Consider the following 238-nt stretch of genomic DNA (forward strand, 5'->3'; position numbering starts at 1 on the left):
GAAAAGTATGTTAACATCGACAAGGTGTTTCATTTTCATAGATTGTTGAAAGGTGGTTTTTTTGTTTTGAATAAGTTAACACCTGTTTTTACCATATCATTTGCTATTGCAATTGCTTTTATACTTTGGGGGGTTATTGCTCCTGGAGATATGCGCTATGTGACTGAAGCCATACAAGGCTTTATAACTGAACAATTTGGGTGGTTCTATCTCTTAGCCGCTTCAAGCTTTCTATTAT

The 238-nt window shown here is 35.3% G+C and carries 1 protein-coding gene; it reads left to right on the plus strand.

Annotated features, from left to right (window positions below; all coding sequences use genetic code 11):
* Positions 1–238: BCCT family transporter (locus AOA62_RS29945; RefSeq protein WP_218244253.1), on the plus strand; the 238-nt coding region annotated here is incomplete at both ends.

The organism is Pseudomonas sp. 2995-3 (genome assembly GCF_002742565.1).
GTDB lineage: Bacteria > Pseudomonadota > Gammaproteobacteria > Pseudomonadales > Pseudomonadaceae > Aquipseudomonas > Aquipseudomonas edaphica.